We start from the raw sequence: 16,903 nt of genomic DNA, 5'->3' as shown, positions 1-16,903 counted from the left end.
CCTTGAGGGCCGAGCCGACCGCGGCCGTCTTCTCCGCTCTCGCGGCCGCCGCGACGCCGGCCCGGCTGCCCGTCGTGCTGGTCGACGGCGGCTCCGGCTCCGGCAAGAGCACGTTTGCGCGGTCAATCGTCGCGCAGTGGGCCGCGAATCGACCGGGGGAGGAGGTCTCCCTCGTGCGGCTCGACGACATCTACCCCGGCTGGGACGGCCTCGAGGTCGCAGCCCTGCAGCTCAGCGACGACCTTCTGGTGCCGTTGGCAGCCGGCCAGCCTGGCCGCTGGCGCCGCTGGGACTGGACGACCGGGGCGCCCGCCGAGTGGCACGAAGTCGATCCGGCGACGGCTCTCGTGGTGGAGGGCTCCGGCGCCCTCGGCCGCACGAGCCGCGCGCTCGCCACCCTCGGCGTCTGGGTCGAGCTGGATGCCACCGAACGCCGCCGGCGGGCGATAGCGAGGGACGGCGAGCTGTACGAGTCGAATTGGGATCGCTGGGCCGAGCAGGAGGCGCGGTTCGCCGCGCGGGAGCACCCCGACCGTCTGGCCGACGTCGTGATCGACGGTCGTAGCATTACCCAGTGACCCCTTCACCGTTCATCACCACCGGCCAGCTCGCCCTCGCGCTCCAGGCACCCGACACCCGACCGGCGGTCTTCGACGCGAGCTACCTGCTCGCGAAGCCCGCGTTCGACGGCGATTACAGCTCCGGACCCGCCGAGTCGGACTGGCTCGAGGCCCACATACCCGGGTCGACCTACGTCGACATCGCACGGCAGTTCTCCGACCCTCGAGGCGCAACTCACTTCACGCATCCTGAGCCCCAGGCGATCGCCGACGAGCTCGCCCGCCTCGGCGTCGCACGGCATACCCCTGTGGTCGTCTACGACCAGACCCAGACGATGTTCGCCGCGCGCCTGTGGTACCTGCTCCGCTGGATCGGGGTGGATGCCCGGGTTCTCGACGGCGGCCTCGACGCGTGGCGGGCGGCGGACCTTCCCGTGCAATCCGGACCCGGGGCGGCTGCCGAGCCTGTCGAGCGCTGGCTGGTCAGCGGGGAGGGGGCCGCCTGGGTCACCAAGAAGGAGCTGGCGGAGCGCAGCGAGACCGACTCCCGCCCGCTCGTCTGCGGGCTGCCGTCGGCGAGCTTCACGGGTGCCGACACCTCGCGGTACGCCCGCCGGGGGCGCATCCCGGGGAGCATCAACGTGTCGTCCCGCGACCTGTTCGCCGCCGACGGCACCGTGCGAGGCGAGAAGGAGCTGCGTGAGGCGTACATCGCCGAGGGTGTCACGGGGGAGGGCGAGGTGCTGCTGTATTGCGGCGGAGGCATCTCCGCGACCGCGAATGCGCTGACCCTCGCCGAGCTCGGTGTCACCGCCGTTCGCGTCTACGACGGATCACTCGAGGAGTGGTCGGCCGACCCGGCCCTGCCGCTCGACCTCGGCTGACCCGCGGTCAGCCCGGGGAGGCTCAGGCCCAGCCGAGCTCGTGCAGCTGGTCGTCGTCGATCCCGTAAAAGTGTGCGATCTCGTGCACCAGCGTCACGTGGATCTGGTCCTTCAGCTCGTCGAGATCGGCGCAGGCCGCGAGCAGGGGCTCGCGGTAGAGGATGATCCGGTCGGGCAGCTCGCCGAAGCCGTAGCGGTCGCGCTCGGTGAGGGCGACGCCGTCATAGAGTCCGAGGATGTCGAGGGAGCCGTCCTCTGGCCGGTCGTCGGTGACGAAGATGACGTTCTCAAGCCCGTCGACCATGTCGTCGGGAAGCTCGTCGAGCTCGGCGATGACGAGCACTTCGAATGCTGCCGCATCGATCGTCGCCGGGTCGATCGAGCCGTGCTCCCGCTCGTCGAACTCGTCGTGCCCGTGCTCGGTCTCGTCGGCCATCAGTCCTCCAGCGCGTTCACGAGTGAGTCCTGCACGAAACCGAGCCAGTCGTACACATCTGAGAGCATCAGGGCCTCCTCGTCGTCGTCCGGCCCGAGGTCGCCGTCTTCGGTGATACCCAGCCGGGTTGCGAGCACCAGCCTCACGTCGGTGAGCGACCGCAGCCAAGCGCCGATCGAGGCCGTGTCGAGGTGGACCGTGGACGGTCCGTCGGCATCCGCCGCTCCGGCGCAGTCGGAGATCAGGATGCGGGCGTTGCGCAGCTTCTTCTCGGTGAGCTCGTCGGCGGTGAACCGGCGGAACTCTGCCGAGGCCTCCGAATCGTCGGGGTAGGCGTCCGGCAGCAGGCGCAGGATCGCGAGGTCGGCAGCTGCGCCGCCGCGCTGCTCGGCGAGGAGCCCCGCGACCTGACCGGCGAGTTGGGCAAGCAGCGCTGCCTCGACCGGTTCGAGGACGGCGTGCACGCTGCCGTCGCCGTCCGGCTCGAACGCCCTCACGCGTCGGCCTTCGTCAGGGTCGCCCACAGCCCGAAGTCGTGCATGGCCTCGACGTGCCGTTCCATCTCCTCGCGGCTGCCCGTCGCGACAACCGCGCGGCCGTCGTTGTGCACGCGCAGCATCCGGATCTCGGCTTCGTCACGGCTGAACCCGAAATAGCTGCGGAAGACCCACGCGACGTACGACATGAGGTTCACCGGGTCGTTCCAGACGATCGTGACCCACGGGGAGTCGAGCGCGGTCGTCACGTTCGTGTCGACGGACTCGGCGGTGAGGGTCATGCTCGAACCCTTTCAGAACAGCGAAATGGCCCCACCGAAGCGGGGCCATTTCGATTGGGGTGAACGACGGGGCTCGAACCCGCGACTTCCGGCTCCACAAGCCAGCGCTCTACCAACTGAGCTACGCCCACCATGCGTCGTGATCGCTTTCGCGTTCGTGACAACTTGACCATCGTATTACACGCGAGGCGCCGGTGTGCACGCGTCTCGCGAATTGTGCGACTAGAGGTCAGTCGAGTTGCGTCGCAAAGCCGTCGGTGACGGTCGAGGAGATCAGCTGCACCTGCTCGGTCGTCGGGCCGGGCTCCGGCACGAAGACTGCGAGGCGGTAGTACTGGAGTTCGCGGATCGACTCGAGGATGTCGGCGAGCGCGCGATGCCCGCCATTCTTGGCCGGCGCGTTGAAGTAGACGCGCGGGAACCAGCGGCGGGCCAGCTCCTTGATCGACGAGACGTCGATGCTGCGGTAGTGGAGGTGGGCATCGACACGCGGCATGAACTTCGCGAGGAACGCGCGGTCGGTACCGATCGAGTTGCCGGCGATGGGAGCCTGTTGCGCGGTCGGCACGTACTTGAGGATGTGCTCAAGGATCGCGAACTCGGCGTCGGCGAGGCTGACCCCGTTCGGCACCTCGTCGATGAGCCCGGATGAGGTGTGCATCTCGCGCACGAAGTCGCCCATGTTCTCCCAGGCGGAGCGGTCGGGCTTGATCACGACGGCGAGCCCGGGGGCGATGGGGGTGAGATCGAAATCGGTGATGACCACCGCGACCTCCACGAGTTCGTCAATGGCGAGGTCGAGCCCGGTCATTTCGCAGTCGATCCAGACGAGACGATCGGTAACAGAAGCCATAGACCGAGTCTACCGGCGACCACCGGCATCCGAGGCGGGCATGGCACCCCTGCTGCTGCCTAGGCTGGTGCCATGACGACCACCCTCGCGGTTCTCCTGCTCATCAATGCGGCATTCAACGCGCTCGTGTGGCCCACGTTCTACCGTCGCGTCGCGCGCGACTCGCGGGCGCGGGATGCCGCGGGGCGGGCGACCCGCTTCCTCAAAGTGCACGCAGTGCTGATCGGACTGGCGCTCGTCATTGCCGCCGTGTCGACCGTGGCTGCAATCGCTTCTCTCGTCGGCGCGTGGTAGTAATGCAGCATGACTGAGAACATTCCCACGCTCGCGCACGGCGACGAGTACGTCGTGATTTACACCGGCGGACCGAACGATGGCCAGACCGACCGTCGAATCAGCACAGACGGATCCTGGGACAAGGAAGTCACCGTTCTCGCCGCCGTCGACGGCAAGGAGACGCTCGAGAACTACGACGTCGTGTCCTGGAAAGAGATTGGCGGCACCGTGCACGTCACCTACGTCTGGGACAAGGCCGAGAGCGAGCCCTCCGCCGACCCCGAGGACCGCGGCGGTCGCCAGTAGCCACCGGCGAGGGCCCGAAAGGGCCCTTGCGGTATCGTTGAACTGCCCTTCACGCCTCCGTAGCTCAGGGGATAGAGCAGGAGCCTTCTAATCTCTTGGTCGCAGGTTCGAATCCTGCCGGGGGCACGTGTGACTTGTCACGCTAGTTCGGAAAATTGACATCTAGTTCGGAAAATTGCGCGGTTTTGATCCGGGTTCGCCGGTGATTTCCGAGCACGGGGTCCCTTCCGTGACGTCGGGCACCAGGCCGGGCAGGTCCTCGGCCCACGCGGGCAACTTCGCGGGGGGCTTGTCCGGTTGACCGGACTGGTCGTGGGTCAGAGCATCCGTTGCGCGCAACCACGCACCCCGCTGGATTTCTGCAGACGAAACTGGTGCCCAACCTTCCTTGTATGACGCCACCCACGCCGGGTCATTCTCGTAATTAATGGCCGCGCTGTAGATACTTTGCCCGACTCCTGTCCAGCCCTGGGCTCGGAGGTAGTCAACAGCGGCGGTGCCGGTCTCCGCGTAATTCGTTTCACCATTGAACAGGTCGATCGAACACGTCACGGCATTGCCCGTATCGGTCGTAAAACTGATCGGAATGGTGAAATCGGGAACCATGCGAGGCTCGGTTCCTCCGGTCGTCGCCAACGCGATGGCCGGAACAGCGATGAGCGGCGCAGCTAGCCACCACAATCGACGCCGCGGATGACGAACAGCAGACTTGGCGGTGACGCGTGACTCTTCTGCGAGCGCCCGAAGCATGCTCTGAACCCTCGACACCCCCACCCCGGTTGGCGGGGCACTGCGTGCAAGCAGATCGTCAATTGTCGGCTTGGTCATAAGATCATCCTCCGTAGTCAAGTAGGCATTCATCTAGTACGTGGCCGACAATGGCTCAAACGTTGCATCGATCCAGACATCATCCCGAGATCGTCTTGACCCTGCATCGCGCCACGATCCGACCCTCATGCGCTCCAAAGGAATTTGGTTACGGTGCCCGCAAGTGGGACGATCAGCGGGCAATTCTCGCTGATATGGGAGGGTGTCAGGATGAGTGAGTTCTCGATCTCCAGCAGTGACTCCGTCACTGCTGAAGAGGCGCTGTCCCTTTACGAATCAGTGGGTGGGACTACGTACACGCGTGATCCGGACGTGCTGATGCGCGCGATCCGCGGATCCTCGTTCTTGGTGACCGCTCGTGGTCCCGAGCGAGAGCTCTGGGGCCTTGCTCGCGCGATTTCTGACGACGTAACTATCTGCTATTTGCAGGATATTCTCGTCCGTCCGGACATCCAGCGTGCCGGCATTGGCCGCGCACTACTCGAGCATGTGAAGGCCAAGTATCAACACGTTCGTCAGACGGTGCTCATAACGGATGACGAGCCCTCTCAACGAGTATTTTACGAATCGCTCGGCTTCATGAAAGGCGGAGACAACAAACCGAAACCAATACGAGCCTTCATGCTTTTTCGCTAACGTTCGATAGCGAAACACGGTGCCACAAGCGGAAGGCCGTGAGCTTGTAAGATTGGGGAGTACTCAAAAACCGCACCGTTGGAAGCGACAGGTTAAGGAAATGATCAGAATCTTGGCACGGATTCGCACGCCGCTGGCGTTTGTCTATGCCCTAGGCGCCGGACTTTTCCTAATCTTGCTCTTAGCAACTCTCGAACGAGGGATTGGCCAAACCTGGTTCTCATGGCTTGCGGCCGCAGGTGAGATATTCCTGATTGCAGCCATAGTTGCATCAGGCATCAACGTATTGAGGGCCGGCAGCACGGCCCGCCTTCAGAAGTAGTTTCCGAAACGGGATTGTCTTACGGGTATCAGCTGCTATCCAAAGCGAACAGTTCATCTGGTGAACAGTCACCGAGGCGCCCGCCACCGTCAGGTCCGTTTTGAAAAGGCATGCTCCGCCGATGTCTATCGTGACTTCACCAAGAAGAATGTCCTCGAACGTGGGGAAGTCACCGCGGACCATAACCTCGTCAACCACGGCCTGGTCATCCGAACTCGTGATGGTGACCGGAAACTGAGTACCTAGGCGGGCATCCGCGTCTGCGCCGATCTCAATCGATACCGAACCTGTAGGCACGGAAACGGAACAGCCCGCGAGAGAGCACGCCGCCACAGCTCCGAATGCAACCAGCCTCCACTTCATATCCCAACGGTGCCCCATCCGCTCTGGCCGATCAACGGCCCGTTTGGGGGACCCTCACCGGACGGCAAATGGGTTTTTCCTGAGGGGCGCATTGTCGGGGTTGGCAGCCTCGGACGGGTGCCCGGTTGGGTGCCGCTTACGGGACCTTTCTTGACCTCTGGCTCAGCCGACGAGCAGCGTTCCAGTTATGAATGAACTCCTGATCGGATACGCACGCGTATCCACGAACGAGCAAGATCTCACCGCCCAACGAAACGCCCTGGAAGCCCTCGGCGTTAGATCGAACCTGATCTACACCGACCATGGACTCACCGGCACCAACCGGGCACGCCCGGGTCTCCGCGAAGCCCTCGCCGCTTGTCGGAACGGCGACACCCTCGTGGTCGCCAAACTCGACCGACTAGCCCGTTCGCTTCGGGATGCGAAAGACATCATCGACGAACTGACCGTCAAGGGTGTCAAACTCAGCATCGGCGGATCCGTGCACGACCCGACTGATCCGGTCGGGCGTCTGCTGTTCAACGTTCTGGCGATGGTGGCAGAGTTCGAATCCGACCTCATCCGCGCCCGAACACGCGAAGGGATGCAGGTGGCCAAAGCGAAGGGCCATTTGCGCGGCAAGCAACCGAAGTTATCGACGGCCCAGCAACGCCACCTGATGGAAGTTCATCGGGCGGGGACGCATTCCACGAGCGAGCTTGCCGAGCTGTTCAACGTTGCTCGCTCCACCGTGTACCGAACCGTTCAACGACAGTCGGTCGACCGCTGAAAGACACACCCGCCGGCTCCCGTTGCCGAGCCAAACAACTCAGCAACGGGACAGCCGAACCCAGAGACCTGCAGCAGTCATTTCGATGGTCGAGCCGTGTCACAAGGGAAGAACCACAAGTGCGACGCTGCATCATTCAGAAGCTGATCCCCCTATCGACCGATCTCGCTGTTAGCTGTGATTGTTGCTACGCTGATCTCATCATGATCGGCCCGCTCGCCTCACGGCTCGGGCCGATTTTCTTTTTGGGGGGTGCTGGTGGAGTACGCCAAACCGTGGCTATCGATCGAGGAACAGATCAACCAGCTCGTGGCCCGTGGCATCCAGATGGACGACAGGGACCGCGCAGCTGCAGTGCTGCACGAGGTCGGCTATTACCGGCTGACCGGGTACCTCTACCCGTTCCGCGAATCGGAGAGCTACCTCGACGACGACGGCAGGGGCCGAGTTCGCGTGCTCAACAAGTACCGCTCGGGAACGCGTATTGAGCACGCAACACGCCTGCTCGATTTTGACCGGCGACTACGTCTGCTGGTGCTCGAGGGAGTGGAGCGAATCGAGGTCGCATTTTGCATGCGACTCGGGTACACGCTGGGACGATACTCCGCATTCGCCCACGAGGATCCCTCCCTGTTCCTACCGGCGTTTATCGCACAGCGCACAGATGGAAACGGTGAGGCGCTCCCCAGCCGGCACGATGAGTGGCTGGTGCGCGTGAAGGAGCGGCAGGACAGTTCCGATGAAGCGTTCGTTTCGCACTTTCGAAACAAGTATGAGGATCGGATGCCGATCTGGGCAATGACCGAAATTCTCGAGCTCGGCCACATTTCCCGCCTCTATGCAGGCTTGCGCAACGACATCGCGACGGAGGTCGCCGATTCCTTCGACGTCCCGACTAAACGGCTCATGGGGAGCTGGATTGCGACCGTGAACTATATTCGCAACATCGCCGCTCATCATGCACGTCTATTCAACCGGAAACTGGTGACCGCGCCCAAGCGCCCCGGACCCGAAGTGGTGCCGCTGCTCGCGCACCTGACCCAGAAAGACGCGCCCAAACAGTTCGGCGTCTACAACGCACTCGCGGTCATGGCTTACCTAATTGAATCCATCCATCAGGACGGCGACTGGGCAGCGCGAGTAGCGATCCACCTTCGAAGCTTTCCATCCACCGAGTACATCGACGCGGGTTCAATTGGTGTCGCCTCGGGATGGCTCGAGGAACATCTTTGGACCAGGCACAGCTGACTAGATCTCCGCACCGCCCGGTAGCGGAACGTGTTGCGGGTTCCTCTGAGGACGCCTGATCAAGGTCGAAGGCGGGCCTGCTGGACACGTGCGCCGGCACCTGACGAACCGCCCGCTGGCCGTCCGGCTTACGGGCGGAGGTGGGCGGCGTTCTCCGTCCCGTTAAGGTGGCGGCGTGGGGCAGATGAGCGGGGCTGCATTCGACCTCGATGGCACTGTGGTTGACCATCGTGGTTCTGCGGTAGCCGGTATCGGTGCCTCCGTTAGGCCGGTCGGCATCGAACCGTCAGTGAGGGGCGCGGGACCTGGTTTGTGGCGGAGGACCGGCGATTTCAGCCTGGGCGCGGATGCCCGACGCTGGCAAATGCTCATCGATTCCCCTAACCTCTCGACTACGTGACCTGCCAGCAGGCAGCTCGAATCCGCAAGGAAGCGAAGCAATGAACCCTAGAAAACGCGATCTCTCGTTGATTGCTCTTGTCGCGTTGCTGCTGAGCGGGTGTTCCGCAGCGGCCCAGTCTGGCCAGAGCTCTGAAAGTTCCGGGGGAACAATCGAGTTGGCAGTGTCGGAGACGTGCTCTCAGGGCTCGGATCCGCAGTGCGTCTCCGTCGACGGCCAATACATTGTGGGCCCCTCGGCATTCGAGTCCGCCACCGTCGAAGATGCCGCAGTCGCCGAAAGCGATGGACAGAATGCAGTCGACGTGAAATTCACCGACGATGGCGCGGCGGTCTTCAACTCGCTCACCGAAGAGGCCGCCCAAGCCGGGGACGATGCACGCCTTGTCATGAAAATCGGGGACGAGATACGAGCTGCCGTCACGGTGAAGGAATCCCTAATAGGCGACTCCGTGACCATCGCGCTGTCACCAGACGACAGCGCTCAAGCAGTCGTAGACCTCATCAACAACGACTGATCTCCGGTTGTTATCGAGGTAGTTGCCCTGTTGGATCCAGGATGCCAAGCTGCGTAGATTGCCTCGCCTCTCATGGCTTGAAGGAATCGTGGTGGTCATGAAGACTCGAGGTCGCTCTGACCGATTCCGTTTAGAACGCCGTCGCGCTGGCCATTCCCGTGCAGGCACCTTTCGAGGCCGAAACGTGGCCACAGTCCTACTCTTGTGAGCTCCTCAAATTACCGGTAGATCTCGCGACGGTGGCCAGCATCGACGATGGTGACCGTCAATACTGCGTCCTCAATCCGGTAGAGAAGTCGGTAGTCGCCGCTGCGGACGCGCCATTCAGGGCGGGCGGTGAGTTTCTTTGCCGCCGGTGGCCGAGGGTCATCCTCGAGGAGCTCGATCATGGCTTGCACGCGACGCTTCGCTTCCGGAGAAAGCTTGCGGATCGCTCGGGCTGCGACGGGAAGAATCTGAACCGCATACGTCACGTCAGCCCAAGGTCGCGTTTCACGTCCTCCCACGGAATAGGTGTCTCCCCAAGTCGTTCAGTTTCTTCCCATGCGGCATCGACCGCCCGGATGTCAGCGAGTTCGTCGGCATCCTCTAGCAGCTGGCTCAACTGATCGGCGTCGATGATCGCCGCGACCGGGCGGTTTCTGCGAGTCAGATACACCGGCCCACGCCGTGCTGTATCGATGATCGACGCGAGACGCCCGCGCGCATCCGTGATTGCAATCTCAGTCATACCAACACTATAGAGCAGAACGTACGTACTGCGCGGTATTTGTACCGTAAGCCGTCCCGCTTCCGGGCCTCGAGTTGGTTCCATCGTTATCGCCGTCTCCAGGTTCGAAACCAATGAGCGATGTGTTGCGTGAGTGTCCGCTGTTCCCTGACTACTACGTTCCGGGTGGACATGTAGGTGTGGCCGCGGTCGTCAGTCAGGGCGATCCGTCCGCGGGCAATCACGGAAGAAGTTCTGCCCGGATTGGCGCGGGTTTCTAGCTCGAAGCGAGCAGACACAACCCACTCTTCGGGTATGCTCCTGCGATTGAGATGGCGGCGTCAATCGGCGCGGAGTGCCGACCGGAACGCAGCCAGCGACTCATCTTGAGCCGCAACCTCGACATGGAGAAACTCGACACCCAATGCACCTGTCGAACACAATTGTGCTTGGCGGACTGCGTGTCCGAGCTTCCAGTCTGGTTCCCAGGGGGCATATCGGACCCAGTGCCCTGACATCCCATCGGCGACATCAGTGAGTTCACGACGTCGGGGCCTGCCGTGACGATACCGGATGCGGGACCCTCGAAGTGCCCTTGGCGGGATCCCGCTACCGGAACGTGGAGGCGTCGCGCTGACCGATCCGCTTTCGAAATGGTGAGGCGTCCCGGTAATCGTTCCCCACTGACACACCTCGAGATCCAGGTTGCGATGACGGGCACGCGTTTTCTCTATGAAGGTTGCAGATCGATCGTGCTGGCATGAATCACGACCTGCTCGCTCGGGCAGATCGGCCCGGCGATGACGACCTTTTGGCCAGAAGAGAACTCTACGATGATGTCTCCCTGGCTGCATCCGGAACCGAGGATACTGACCGCACCCCAGGCCGCGACCGTGAGTTTCTCGCTCCCGGTTGAGATGGTCACATCGTTGGGACCCTCGTTGCTGAAGTTGAGGTCGCCTGCGCTACTGCAACCGGTCAACGCAGCGCTCAAGGCCACCGCAAGGAGGCCACTTTTCACGAGCAAGTTCGAATTCCTCATCGCACCCTCCGCGAGCGTCATCCAGTCAGGCTGTATGCGCGACTATACCTGTGGCGTTTCACGGGCCAGCCGCGTGGTTCCTCGGCAAGACCTTCGCGGGGGACCTGAAGGGGGATGTGTGGACGAAAGTTCTGCTGAATACCGGAATGAGTGCCAGTGACGGTCTCGCTATCGGGCACCCCTCCCGGTCGAAATCTGGCCGCGATCGCACTTCCACGAGCTCCTGAAATACGATCCGGTGATCGTCCCGCTTGCAGGAAATCTGGCTATGCACAGGATGGCTTATTTGATTGGCTCAGCCACCGAGAGATTCCACTGAATCCGGACCGCTTGCAGCGCTTCGTCGAGCGTGAATGTTCGGGTCTGCCTGATGTAGTCGTGGGCGGCCTCGACTAGCTCTCCTGGTATTGGGGTGGTGGGGGTTGGGTCCCTTCCGTGAAGTCGGGCACCAGGCGGGGCAGGTCCTCGCCCCACCCGGTGAGCTTCGCGGGAGGCTTGTCCGGTTGACCGGACAGGTCGCGGGTCAGATCGAGGATCCGTCTGACCACTCCTGCGGGGCCCAATCCGTTCGTTCTGGACAGCCACGGTTCGACGGAGATTGACACTGACAGACGGCGTGTGAAATCAAGGCAGCGAGTGTGTGTGGCTCGGTGTCGGCCACGGTAGGGGGCTCCGAGGCCGCGACACAGCTGGCCGCCCGCAAGCTGAGGCCGGCTTCAAACCCGCCGTTGGCGATCTGCGGCGGCGACGTCGCCGGTGCGCTGGGCGTTACGGGGGCGGATGCCACGAATTCCGACGACGGCCCGACCACTATCCGGCTGTTGAACCGAGATGTGATCCGTTGAAGTTATGGCAGCAGGGTGCCATTCTGGGCGAATCCATACTTCCGACGGCGGACGAGAGGAACAGACGATGTCGCTCTATCTGACAAAGTTCAGCTATACACCCGAGACCTGGGCGAGGCTGATCAGCAACCCGGAAGACCGCCGAAAGGCCGCTCAGGCGTATATCGAGTCGGTCGGCGGGAAACTCCATGGATTCTGGTACGCGTTTGGCGCCCACGACGGCTACAGCGTGTGGGAGGCCCCGGACAACGCGTCCATGGCCGCGGTGGCACTGGCGATCAGCGGAGGTGGCGCACTGAGCTCGTTCGAAACGACAGTGCTCTTGACCGTCGACGAAACGATGGAGGCAATGCGCACAGCCGCCCAGATCAAGTACCGGCCTCCCGGCACATAACACCTCCGGCGACCCGCAGGCTGGACCGAACTGAGCGTCGACCGCACATAGCCGCGCGCTGCTCGCCCCCCGCGTGCACCGGTGAGGGCAGGCACTGCGCGCGGGCTCTGGTCGGTGACGATCTCGATCGTGCGGAATGAGCACTCTGCGGCCGGATCTTCTTGAGCCGCACCAAAAGGTTTTTTCGTCGGGACCAAGGACCTACCGGCACTGAGCCGCGGCGCCTGATTGGCAAATGGCGCTGGTCGCCCATCAGCGGAACGCATCTGGCCCGTCTCGACTAGCTAGGGCTTATACCTCTGACAGCTCGTCGTCGGCGGCATCGCGGTGCCAGTCCGCGATCGACGACCCATCGTCGGGTACCGCGACCGAGAATCCGGTGAGTTGGGTCGTCCGCGCCTCGATGTACGACACCGCAATCGAGTTCTCCGGTTCCGGTTGGCTGCTGTCGGTCGTCTCCGACATGATCGGTCCGCCGGTGTCGAGGAGAATCGTCACCTGCACCTCGTCGCCATCGGAGCTGATCGCGTTGAGGGTGACGGTGTCGGCCGTGTGGTTCTGCGCGAGGAGGGCGGCATACTTGATCACCGCGTCCGCGGCCTCGTTACCGAGGAGAAAGGACTTCCTGCCGAAGGTGATATGTCTCATGCGATGAGATTAGGCGGGCCACTCATCGAGTATCACCCCGTTGCGCTGGGCAGAATCGGTCTAACCTGAAGCATGCTCCTGAGCAGCGCGCGTCACCCGTTTCTCGCTTGGCGCCGCCGCCAAGCGTTCCCGCGCTGGGTGCGCGAAGCGGATGCCGCTGTGGGCCGTCGCATCAACTCGCGCGACGTGCATCCGGTCGTCGACAGGGGGTTCGTCGGGCTATCGCACGCCGCCGATCGCGGGATTCTCTGGTTCTCCTGCGCCGCCGTGCTCGTTCTGCTCGGCCGACGCAGGGCCGCGCTGCGCGGAGTGCTGTCGCTCATCACCGCCAGCATTCTCGCGAATCTCGTCGGCAAGCAGGTGTTCGGGGGCGATCGGCCATTGCTGAAAGATGTGCCGCTCGGGCGGCACCTGCCCGCGCAGCCCACCTCAGGGTCTTTCCCCTCCGGTCATTCAGCCAGCGCGGCCGCATTCGCCACGGGCGTGGCGCTGGAATCCCGGGCGGGATGCGCAATCGCGCCGGCGGCCATGGGTGTTGCCTATTCTCGGCTGCACACCGGGGCACACTGGCTCTCGGATGTGATCGGCGGAATAGCACTCGGCATGACCGTGGCCGCCGTGGGCAAGATGCTCGTGCCCGCGCAGCCGACACCGCTGAAACCGGCGCGGTCGGGGCAGGCGGTACCGCTCGCCGCCCTGCCGGAGGGCGCCGGCGCGTTGATCGTCGTCAATCCCTCGTCCGGCGCGGACGTGTACCACCGAGATCCGTTGCCGACGCTCGCCGAGCGCCTGCCGAAGGCGGTCATCCGTCAGCTCGAAGATGGCGAGAGCCTCGAGACGGTGATCCGGCACGCCCTCCGAGCTGACACCCCGCCTCGGGCGATCGGCGTCTACGGAGGCGACGGGAGTGTCGCTACCGCCGCGCACCTCGCACGCGAGGCCGGACTTCCCCTCATCGTGCTCCCCGGCGGCACGTTCAACCACTTCGCACGCACCGCGGGCGTCGAGTCCGTCGACGACGCGATCGACGCCGTCCAGGCGGGGGAGGGGGTGCGCGCGGATGTCGCCGAGCTGCGGTTCAGCGGCGGTGATCCGGTCACGGTCGTCAACACCGCGTCGGTGGGCCTCTACCCCGACTTCGTGGCGGAGCGGGAACGGCACCAGGCGCGCCTGGGCAAATGGGCCGCTGCCGTTTTCGCCGCGGTTCGCGTGCTGCGGGACGAGACGCCGATCGACGTCACAGTCAATGGGCGGCACGCGAGAGTCTGGACCGTCTTCGTGGGCGTCAACCGCAACGATCCGGGCGTGGTGGCGCCCCTGCAGCGCCGCAGGCTCGACGACGGTGTGCTCGATGTGCGCATCCTGCATGCGGGGTCGCGGGTTCGAGCCGTCGGCGCGCTCTCGTTCGGGCGCCGCACGAGCGCGGTCCTCCGTGCAATTCACCTGGCTCCCGCATCTGCGGTCGAGCGGATTGTCGCGCCGAGCGTGCACGTCGCGGTGCGGCCCCACGGCGGCCAAGCGCCGGGACTCGCGCACGACGGAGAGGTCTCCATCGGCGCCCCGCCAGGTGAAGCGCCGCGCGGCGGCTATCTCACCGACATCCGCATCGTGCCGCAGGGGTTAGAGCTCTACCGACCCGCACGGGCGTCGTGACCCGGGTGTGACCCGGTGCGTTGTCAGTGGTTTTGCCCGTCGTCCCCGACGCGAGGCGGGTTGATCCGCTGCGCTACGGTGTTGGCCGTGACGGATGAGTGGAGAGCCTCGTCAAGGCGGTTGCCGTTGCCGTCGTCTGCGTTCCCATTCGAACGACGGGCGGGCTCGATGAGTTCGGGAGTCTCTTCGGTGCTACCGACGGTCTCCGGTTGGGGCTCCGTCGCCGTGGCCGACACCGAAATCGGTGCTGGTGTTGGTTCTGGTGTTGGGTCTGGGGCTCGGGCCGGGGCCGGGGCCGCGGCTGCGACGGCGCGGGGCTGTGCCGCCTCGGCCTCCTTCTGCGACGGCTTCATGGTCGAGACGGGCCCGGTTTCGGAGGCCACCTGCGCCGCGGCCCAAGCCTGCTGCTGGGCGACGATATCGTTCTTGTTCTTCGAGTCCTCGTACGCCCACAGGTCGAGGTCGTTCTTGAAGAGCTTCTTCGCACGTCCCGGCTTGCCCTGCCAGGTCACCATTCGGTCGCGGAACTCGATCAGCGACTGCTCTGCCTGAAAGCTGAAGGACACCGAGTCGCGCTTCATGCTGGCGATCTCGTGTGCAGCCCAGTCGGCGGCGAGACTCGAACCGGGCACCGCGAGCAGGCGCACGCGCACGTCGGCCTCGCTCGCCACGTGGTCGGCGTGCTGCTGCTCCGGCACGCTCAGGGTGTTCCAGACGGATGCGCGTCGTGCCGCACCGATCATCGTCGCGACGGCCGAGACGCGGTTCTCCCGGTCGTTGAGCGTGATGAGGCGCTTCGTCGAGCCTCGTCCGATCAGAGCGGCGACGACCCCTGCGACGAGGATCGCGACGAACGGGATGATGACGTTGCCCATCATCCGCTCGCCGTCGGCCGATTCAAACCATCCGAGAAAGTCGTTCCAGAGCTCCATGTGGGCAACATAACCCGAACTCGGGATCCGGCGGCCGACCGGGCGCGAGTGTCATGAGAATGGCTTAGGTGACCTACCGCGTGCGGAAGCAGTCAACCGCGTCGCCCATGGCCCAGAACTCCCCGTCGATGAGCACACGTCGTTGCGCGGACAGGAATCGTTTCGCGCGGAACCGGGTGCCACCGGGAGTGGCGATCAGCTCGACGTAGCCGATCAGTTCGCCAGCCGGGCGGACCACCCGCCACAGGCAGTCATTGACTCGCACAAGGGTGAGTCCCGGAATCGCAGGGGTGCAGGGCTCGGTGGCCGGGGCCGTCGCGGTGATGCGGTGCTTGATGGTGCGCATAAGTGCCTTCCTGTCTGCCGTCCGGCCCAGCGGTCTGTGTGGACACGACGGTAGGCGGTACCACCGACAGCGGTCGGCGACAGCAGGTCAGCCGCGGCCGGTTCCGTGCACCGCGAACTCGTCGATGGCGGCCAGTTCGTCGTCGCTCAGGGCGGAACCCTCGAGCGCGCGGATGTTGTCCTCGAGCTGCGCCACGCTCGAGGCGCCGACGAGCGCCGATGTCACCTGGGGGTGACGCAGCACCCAGGTCAGGGCGAGCTGGGCGAGGCTCTGCCCCCGCTGCCGGGCGATCTCGGCCAGGCCGCGGGCGCGGGTCAGGTAGGTGTCGCTGATCACGTCCGCCGACATCCAGCGCCCCTCGGCCACGCGGGAGTCCGCCGGGATGCCGTTCAGGTAGCGGTCGGTCAGCAGGCCCTGCGACAGTGGCGAGAAGACGATGCTTCCCATGCCGAGGTCGTCGAGCACCGGGAGAAGGCCGTCTTCGATGTGCCGGTCGAACATGCTGAAGCGGGGCTGGTGAATGATCAGCGGGATCTTGTGCTCGGCGAGGGCCGCGTGCGCGGCTACGGTCTGCTCTGGCGAGTAGCTCGAGATTCCGACGTACAGGGCGCGCCCCGACTGCACCGCGGTCGCCAGGGCGCCCATCGTCTCCTCGATCGGCGTCTCCGGATCGGGGCGGTGCGAGTAGAAGATGTCGACGTAGTCGAGACCCATCCGCTCGAGGCTCTGGTCGAGGGAGGCGAGCAGGTACTTGCGGGAGCCGAAGTCGCCGTAGGGGCCGGGCCACATGTCGTAGCCGGCCTTCGACGAAATGACCATTTCGTCGCGGTACGGGCGAAAGTCGTCGGCGAAGATGCGGCCGAAGTTGGTCTCGGCCGACCCCGCGGGCGGACCGTAGTTGTTGGCGAGATCGAAATGGGTCACACCGAGGTCGAAGGCACGTCGCAGGATGGCGCGCTGCGTCTCGACCGGCTTGTCGAATCCGAAATTGTTCCAAAGCCCCAAAGACACGGCGGGCAGTTTGAGACCGCTCCTGCCGACTCGGTTGTACTCGATCGATTCGTAGCGGGCGTGCTCAGCGCGATAGCTCATTCGGTCAGCCTACGGCCGGGCGATAGCGGGAATGCCTTCGCCGGGTGTGCTGTTGTGGAGGAAGGC

General features: G+C 64.3%; 23 protein-coding genes and 2 tRNA genes. 11 read left to right on the top strand and 14 right to left on the bottom strand.

The annotated features are described in order from the left end of the window. Positions 1-2 precede the first annotated feature (2 nt). Positions 3-578 carry a nucleoside/nucleotide kinase family protein gene (locus tag BHD05_RS13935; RefSeq protein WP_161886961.1) on the top strand — a complete coding sequence of 192 codons (576 nt, stop codon included), beginning with the start codon at positions 3-5 and terminating at the stop codon, positions 576-578. Beyond that, on the top strand, positions 575-1,444 hold the full coding sequence (locus BHD05_RS13930) for a sulfurtransferase (protein WP_161886960.1): 870 nt from the start codon (positions 575-577) through the stop codon (positions 1,442-1,444). The genes BHD05_RS13935 and BHD05_RS13930 overlap by 4 nt, the downstream gene beginning before the upstream one ends. 22 nt (positions 1,445-1,466) lie before the next feature. On the opposite strand, the gene BHD05_RS13925 is transcribed toward BHD05_RS13930, so the two are convergent. The 5 genes from BHD05_RS13925 to orn form a co-directional block, all read right to left on the bottom strand. Further along, complete coding sequence (locus tag BHD05_RS13925) at positions 1,467-1,748, bottom strand: metallopeptidase family protein (RefSeq protein WP_236966755.1); 282 nt, start codon at positions 1,746-1,748, stop codon at positions 1,467-1,469. 131 nt (positions 1,749-1,879) lie between these two features. Continuing rightward, the gene (locus BHD05_RS13920) at positions 1,880-2,377 is read right to left on the bottom strand and encodes a DUF2017 domain-containing protein (RefSeq protein ID WP_161886958.1); all 498 of its coding nucleotides are present in this window, start codon (positions 2,375-2,377) and stop codon (positions 1,880-1,882) included. Then, positions 2,374-2,658, bottom strand: coding sequence for an ATP-dependent Clp protease adapter ClpS (gene clpS, locus BHD05_RS13915; protein ID WP_161886957.1), 285 nt, complete (start codon positions 2,656-2,658; stop codon positions 2,374-2,376). Before clpS ends, BHD05_RS13920 begins: the two co-directional genes overlap by 4 nt. A gap of 55 nt (positions 2,659-2,713) precedes the next feature. Continuing rightward, positions 2,714-2,789 (bottom strand) — tRNA-His (locus tag BHD05_RS13910). A 98-nt stretch (positions 2,790-2,887) separates the two neighbouring features. Beyond that, on the bottom strand, positions 2,888-3,511 hold the full coding sequence (gene orn / locus BHD05_RS13905; protein WP_161886956.1) for an oligoribonuclease: 624 nt from the start codon (positions 3,509-3,511) through the stop codon (positions 2,888-2,890). A 72-nt stretch (positions 3,512-3,583) separates the two neighbouring features. Here orn and BHD05_RS13900 point away from each other — a divergent pair, with 72 nt between their 5' ends. The 3 genes from BHD05_RS13900 (at position 3,584) to BHD05_RS13890 (ending at position 4,219) form a co-directional block, all read left to right on the top strand. Continuing rightward, positions 3,584-3,805, top strand: coding sequence for an SCO4848 family membrane protein (locus BHD05_RS13900; protein ID WP_161886955.1), 222 nt, complete (start codon positions 3,584-3,586; stop codon positions 3,803-3,805). A gap of 9 nt (positions 3,806-3,814) precedes the next feature. After that, positions 3,815-4,093 (top strand): oligoribonuclease, encoded by a 279-nt coding sequence (locus tag BHD05_RS13895; RefSeq protein WP_161886954.1) that lies wholly within the window; start codon positions 3,815-3,817, stop codon positions 4,091-4,093. Positions 4,094-4,146: 53 nt separating this feature from the next. Then, a tRNA-Arg gene (locus tag BHD05_RS13890) sits at positions 4,147-4,219 on the top strand. Positions 4,220-4,255: 36 nt separating this feature from the next. Here the strand turns inward: BHD05_RS13890 and BHD05_RS13885 are convergent. Then, on the bottom strand, positions 4,256-4,921 hold the full coding sequence (locus BHD05_RS13885; RefSeq protein ID WP_161886953.1) for a hypothetical protein: 666 nt from the start codon (positions 4,919-4,921) through the stop codon (positions 4,256-4,258). A 210-nt stretch (positions 4,922-5,131) separates the two neighbouring features. On the opposite strand from BHD05_RS13885, the gene BHD05_RS13880 reads away from it, so the two are divergent. After that, positions 5,132-5,557: a GNAT family N-acetyltransferase gene (locus BHD05_RS13880; protein WP_161886952.1), complete on the top strand. Its 426-nt coding sequence runs from the start codon at positions 5,132-5,134 to the stop codon at positions 5,555-5,557. A gap of 271 nt (positions 5,558-5,828) precedes the next feature. Here the strand turns inward: BHD05_RS13880 and BHD05_RS13875 are convergent, their stop codons facing one another. Then, positions 5,829-6,242, bottom strand: coding sequence for a hypothetical protein (locus BHD05_RS13875; protein WP_161886951.1), 414 nt, complete (start codon positions 6,240-6,242; stop codon positions 5,829-5,831). Between the two features lie 187 nt (positions 6,243-6,429). Here BHD05_RS13875 and BHD05_RS13870 point away from each other — a divergent pair, with 187 nt between their 5' ends. The 3 genes from BHD05_RS13870 to BHD05_RS13860 all read left to right on the top strand — a co-directional run bounded on the left by BHD05_RS13870 (position 6,430) and on the right by BHD05_RS13860 (position 9,176). Further along, entirely contained in the window at positions 6,430-7,011 is a 582-nt protein-coding gene (locus BHD05_RS13870) for a recombinase family protein (protein WP_161886950.1), read from the top strand. Between the two features lie 252 nt (positions 7,012-7,263). Then, positions 7,264-8,259 (top strand): Abi family protein, encoded by a 996-nt coding sequence (locus tag BHD05_RS13865; protein ID WP_236966558.1) that lies wholly within the window; start codon positions 7,264-7,266, stop codon positions 8,257-8,259. A 563-nt stretch (positions 8,260-8,822) separates the two neighbouring features. Continuing rightward, on the top strand, positions 8,823-9,176 hold the full coding sequence (locus BHD05_RS13860; protein ID WP_161886949.1) for a SecDF P1 head subdomain-containing protein: 354 nt from the start codon (positions 8,823-8,825) through the stop codon (positions 9,174-9,176). 218 nt (positions 9,177-9,394) lie between these two features. Here the strand turns inward: BHD05_RS13860 and BHD05_RS13855 are convergent, their stop codons facing one another. The 3 genes from BHD05_RS13855 to BHD05_RS13845 all read right to left on the bottom strand — a co-directional run bounded on the left by BHD05_RS13855 (position 9,395) and on the right by BHD05_RS13845 (position 10,948). Next, on the bottom strand, positions 9,395-9,565 hold the full coding sequence (locus BHD05_RS13855; RefSeq protein WP_418763813.1) for a type II toxin-antitoxin system RelE family toxin: 171 nt from the start codon (positions 9,563-9,565) through the stop codon (positions 9,395-9,397). A gap of 80 nt (positions 9,566-9,645) precedes the next feature. Beyond that, entirely contained in the window at positions 9,646-9,906 is a 261-nt protein-coding gene (locus tag BHD05_RS13850; protein WP_161886947.1) for a type II toxin-antitoxin system Phd/YefM family antitoxin, read from the bottom strand. Positions 9,907-10,615: 709 nt separating this feature from the next. Then, complete coding sequence (locus BHD05_RS13845) at positions 10,616-10,948, bottom strand: hypothetical protein (protein WP_161886946.1); 333 nt, start codon at positions 10,946-10,948, stop codon at positions 10,616-10,618. Positions 10,949-11,839: 891 nt separating this feature from the next. On the opposite strand from BHD05_RS13845, the gene BHD05_RS13840 reads away from it, so the two are divergent. Then, positions 11,840-12,166 carry a GYD domain-containing protein gene (locus tag BHD05_RS13840; protein ID WP_161886945.1) on the top strand — a complete coding sequence of 109 codons (327 nt, stop codon included), beginning with the start codon at positions 11,840-11,842 and terminating at the stop codon, positions 12,164-12,166. Between the two features lie 291 nt (positions 12,167-12,457). Here the strand turns inward: BHD05_RS13840 and BHD05_RS13835 are convergent, their stop codons facing one another. Continuing rightward, positions 12,458-12,814 carry a hypothetical protein gene (locus BHD05_RS13835; protein ID WP_161886944.1) on the bottom strand — a complete coding sequence of 119 codons (357 nt, stop codon included), beginning with the start codon at positions 12,812-12,814 and terminating at the stop codon, positions 12,458-12,460. Positions 12,815-12,886: 72 nt separating this feature from the next. Here BHD05_RS13835 and BHD05_RS13830 point away from each other — a divergent pair, with 72 nt between their 5' ends. Beyond that, the gene (locus BHD05_RS13830) at positions 12,887-14,467 is read left to right on the top strand and encodes a bifunctional phosphatase PAP2/diacylglycerol kinase family protein (protein WP_161886943.1); all 1,581 of its coding nucleotides are present in this window, start codon (positions 12,887-12,889) and stop codon (positions 14,465-14,467) included. 23 nt (positions 14,468-14,490) lie between these two features. On the opposite strand, the gene BHD05_RS13825 is transcribed toward BHD05_RS13830, so the two are convergent. The 3 genes from BHD05_RS13825 to mgrA all read right to left on the bottom strand — a co-directional run bounded on the left by BHD05_RS13825 (position 14,491) and on the right by mgrA (position 16,837). Continuing rightward, positions 14,491-15,399, bottom strand: coding sequence for a hypothetical protein (locus BHD05_RS13825; RefSeq protein ID WP_161886942.1), 909 nt, complete (start codon positions 15,397-15,399; stop codon positions 14,491-14,493). 73 nt (positions 15,400-15,472) lie between these two features. After that, entirely contained in the window at positions 15,473-15,745 is a 273-nt protein-coding gene (locus BHD05_RS13820; protein ID WP_236966557.1) for a hypothetical protein, read from the bottom strand. An 87-nt stretch (positions 15,746-15,832) separates the two neighbouring features. Then, complete coding sequence (gene mgrA / locus BHD05_RS13815) at positions 15,833-16,837, bottom strand: L-glyceraldehyde 3-phosphate reductase (RefSeq protein ID WP_161886941.1); 1,005 nt, start codon at positions 16,835-16,837, stop codon at positions 15,833-15,835. Positions 16,838-16,903: the final 66 nt, after the last annotated feature.

Origin of the sequence: Marisediminicola antarctica (assembly GCF_009930795.1) — a bacterium.
Lineage (GTDB): Bacteria > Actinomycetota > Actinomycetes > Actinomycetales > Microbacteriaceae > Marisediminicola > Marisediminicola antarctica.
This window is presented reverse-complemented; position numbering and strand designations above follow the sequence as displayed.